The 769-nt window shown below is 58.5% G+C and carries 1 protein-coding gene; it reads right to left on the bottom strand.

Annotated elements, in window-relative coordinates:
- Positions 1–55: 55 nt before the first annotated feature.
- Positions 56–604: a YceI family protein gene (locus MPN20_RS17150; RefSeq protein WP_242784077.1), complete on the bottom strand. Its 549-nt coding sequence runs from the start codon at positions 602–604 to the stop codon at positions 56–58.
- Positions 605–769: the final 165 nt, after the last annotated feature.

The raw sequence follows: 769 nt of genomic DNA on the forward strand, positions 1-769 counted from the left end.
CCCCTCCTGCGTTCGGTGACGCGCACTCACATGGGCGTCGAACGACTCAGTCGGCTCAGGCCTTGACGAGTTCGAGCTCGAGAGCGATCTTGATCTTGTTCGACACGAGCAGTTCGCCGCCGCCGAGGACAGCGTTGAATTCCATGCCGTAGTCCTTGCGGTCAACAGTGGTCGCTGCGGACAGGCCGGCAACCTGGTTTCCGTTCGGATCGGTGGCTACACCGTTGAACTCAGCGGCAAAGGCCACTTCCTTGGTCACTCCGCGCATCGTGAGCTCGCCGACGAGGTCGAACTCCTCATCGGACTTGGCCTTGACAGCGGTGGACTTGAAGGTCAGCTTCGGGTTCTTCTCGGATTCGAAGAAGTCGGCGCTCTTGAGGTGACCGTCGCGCTGCGGGTTGCGAGTGGTGATCGACTCGACGTCGGCTTCAGCCGTTGCTGAGCTGTCCTCGAGGGTCTCACCGACATTGACGCTGCCTGCGATGTCCTCGAACTGACCGCGGACCTTTGAGACGCCGGCGTGGCGTGCGGTGAAGGTGAACTCCGAGTGGACGGGGTCGATGTTCCAGGTTCCTGCGGTGAGTCCCTGTGGAAGAGCAGTCATGATTTCTCCGTTTCGTTGAAATTTGAAGTACAAGAATGACTATAGTTGAGTTTTCAACTATACGCAACTCGTCGACGAGACTCATAGATAGTCCCCGCGTAGCCAAGGGTCGTGCCTCACATAAATTTCCCCGCCAGGCTCTTCACCCGGGGACATAGACACGAC

Source organism: Brevibacterium sp. ZH18, assembly GCF_022748595.1.
Classification (GTDB): domain Bacteria; phylum Actinomycetota; class Actinomycetes; order Actinomycetales; family Brevibacteriaceae; genus Brevibacterium.